Genomic DNA, 2268 nt, shown 5'->3' on the forward strand with positions numbered 1-2268 from the left:
CCACACCGGCTCCCCCTGCGTGTGCACACGCTCCCCCGCCATGACCCGCCCTACCGGTCCGTGCCCTGGCGGGAGGCGCCGGTCGCGGCGCGGTGGGCCTTCTCCCGCAAGGCCAGCAGGGCGAGGGTGTCGTCCTTGATCTGGGTGCGGCCGAGGATGCCCCAGTGCGCGCTCAGGTGGTCTTCGAGGTAGCGCAGCACCCGGGCGAACGGGACGGTGTGCCACGGCGCCCCCGCCCCGGGCGGGGAGGTGGGGTTGCCGAACACGACCGTGCGGATCGTGTGCCCTTCCGGCGCCACCGTCCGTCCCGTTTCCAGCAGTTCGGCGACCAGCCGGGCGGCATCGGTCGGGGCGCAGCACCCGAACCGGGTGAACGCGGCTTCCAGCACGGCCGGGTCCCGCATCGCCGGGTTGGGGTGCGGGCGGCCTTCCTTGACCTCGCCGAGGATCATGTCCGCTCCGCCCCCGGCGCCCAGGGCCGGGTCCAGCGGTGCGTCGACGGTCCCGGACGCTCCCGGTGCGCGGTGCAGCCGTACGGCGAGGATGTCCAGGTCGGTGATGGTGCGGGGACCGCCGGGACCGGTGGCGTCCAGCACGGGGTATTCGGCGACGGTGAAGTAGCCGTTGACCCGCAGGTACGCCTGCACCAGCCCGACCGCCGTGTCCACCCTCTATCTCCGACCGGGTTATCTGGCCGGTCAGGCGGCGTGCGCGTAGCGGGCCGGGTCGGCGTCGAACAGCGGCCCGCACTCGGCGCAGCAGAACCAGTACCGGCTGCCCTGGTAGTCGCGGAACAGGCCGCGCTGCTCGGCCCAGGCCGGGTCGACCTGGTTGCCGGGCATCACCGGACAGGTCACCAGGTTCGTCGCCCCCGCCGGCGGCTCGTGATGGTGATGCTCGTGCGCACCATGCTCGTGTCCTCCACGGTCGTGCCCGTGCGTGGGTCGTGCCCGGAGTGGTCGTGGTCGTGGGACATGGTGTGTCTCCTTCTCGAGCGATGGTTAGGCCTGGACGGGCGCGGGCTCTCGGGTGGCGGGGGCGCCGGCACGGGTCGGGGTGGGCAGGGGGCGGAAGCGGCGCAGGCGGAGGCTGTTGGTGACGACGAACACGCTGCTGAACGCCATTGCCGCGGCGGCGAGGATGGGGTTGAGCAGGGCGAGCATCGCGACCGGGATCGCGGCGACGTTGTACGCGAACGCCCAGAAAAGGTTCCCCTTGATCGTGCCCAGGGTGCGGCGGGCCAGCCGGATCGCGTCCGGGACCAGCATCAGGTCGCCGGAGACGATGGTCAGGTCCGCGGCGGTGATGGCCGCGTCGGTGCCGGTGCCCATCGCGATCCCGAGGTCGGCGGCGGCGAGGGCTGCGGCGTCGTTGACGCCGTCGCCGACCATCGCGACCACCCGGCCCGCGGCCTGCAGGTCGCGGATGGTGTCGAGCTTGCCCTGTGGGGTGACCCCGGCGCGGACGTCCTCGATCCCGGCCTGGTTGGCGATCGCGCGGGCGGCGCCGGGGTTGTCGCCGGTGAGCAGGATCGGGGTCAACCCGAGCTCTCGGAGCCGGGTGACCGCCTCACGGCTGGTGGGTTTGATGGTGTCGGCGACGCTGATCGCCCCGCGCACCTGCCCGTCCCACGCCACCACCGTGACCGTCGCTCCCGCCGCCTCGTCCGCCGCGATGGTGTCGGCGAGCTCGGCGGGGATGGGGAGCGCCCATTGGGTGGTGATCCAGGAGGCGCGGCCGGCGGCGACCAGGCGGCCGTCGACGATGCCCTGCACGCCCTGCCCGGCCACCGCGGCGAACGATTCCACTGCCGCGAGCGGGCCGCTGGCCGCGTTGGTGATGGCGCGGCCGATGGGGTGTTCGGAGCCGTGCTCGAGCGCCCCGGCGACCTGCACCAGCTCCGTCTCGTCGGTCCCTGCGGCGGGGTGGGTGGCGGTCACGGTCATGGTGCCGGCGGTGATGGTGCCGGTCTTGTCCAGCACCACGGTGTCGATGCGGCGGGTCTGCTCCAGCACCTGCGGTCCGCGGATGAGGATGCCCAGCTGCGCGCCTCGCCCGGTGCCGACCAGCAGCGCGGTCGGGGTCGCGAGCCCGAGCGCGCAGGGGCACGCGATGATCAGCGTCGTCACCGCGGCGGTGAACGCGACCTCCGGGGAGGCGCCGACCAGCAGCCACACCGTGAACGCGACGATGGCGAGGGCGATGACGATGGGGACGAAGATCGCGGAGACCCGGTCGGCGAGGCGCTGCACCTGCGCCTTCCCGGTC

Annotated in this window: 4 protein-coding genes; all 4 read right to left on the reverse strand. The window is 73.5% G+C overall.

What is annotated here, in order from left to right:
- Positions 1–50: 50 nt before the first annotated feature.
- Positions 51–668, reverse strand: a complete 618-nt coding sequence (locus ABT08_RS13005; RefSeq protein WP_036286071.1) for a hypothetical protein — start codon at positions 666–668, stop codon at positions 51–53.
- Between the two features lie 30 nt (positions 669–698).
- Entirely contained in the window at positions 699–857 is a 159-nt protein-coding gene (locus ABT08_RS13010) for a YHS domain-containing protein (protein ID WP_327037316.1), read from the reverse strand.
- Entirely contained in the window at positions 854–976 is a 123-nt protein-coding gene (locus ABT08_RS13015; RefSeq protein ID WP_268768652.1) for a hypothetical protein, read from the reverse strand. The genes ABT08_RS13010 and ABT08_RS13015 overlap by 4 nt, the downstream gene beginning before the upstream one ends.
- A 25-nt stretch (positions 977–1001) precedes the next feature.
- Positions 1002–2268: heavy metal translocating P-type ATPase (locus ABT08_RS13020; protein WP_288115238.1), on the reverse strand; the 1267-nt coding region annotated here is incomplete at its 5' end.

The organism is Microbacterium sp. SCN 71-21, from assembly GCF_001725695.1.
GTDB classification, from domain to species: Bacteria; Actinomycetota; Actinomycetes; order Actinomycetales; family Microbacteriaceae; genus Microbacterium; species Microbacterium ginsengisoli.

What these genes read in the sequence shown, in the direction of transcription:
- ABT08_RS13015 (WP_268768652.1), bottom strand. Translation starts at nt 976, where the DNA reads ATGTCCCACGACCACGACCACTCCGGGCACGACCCACGCACGGGCACG.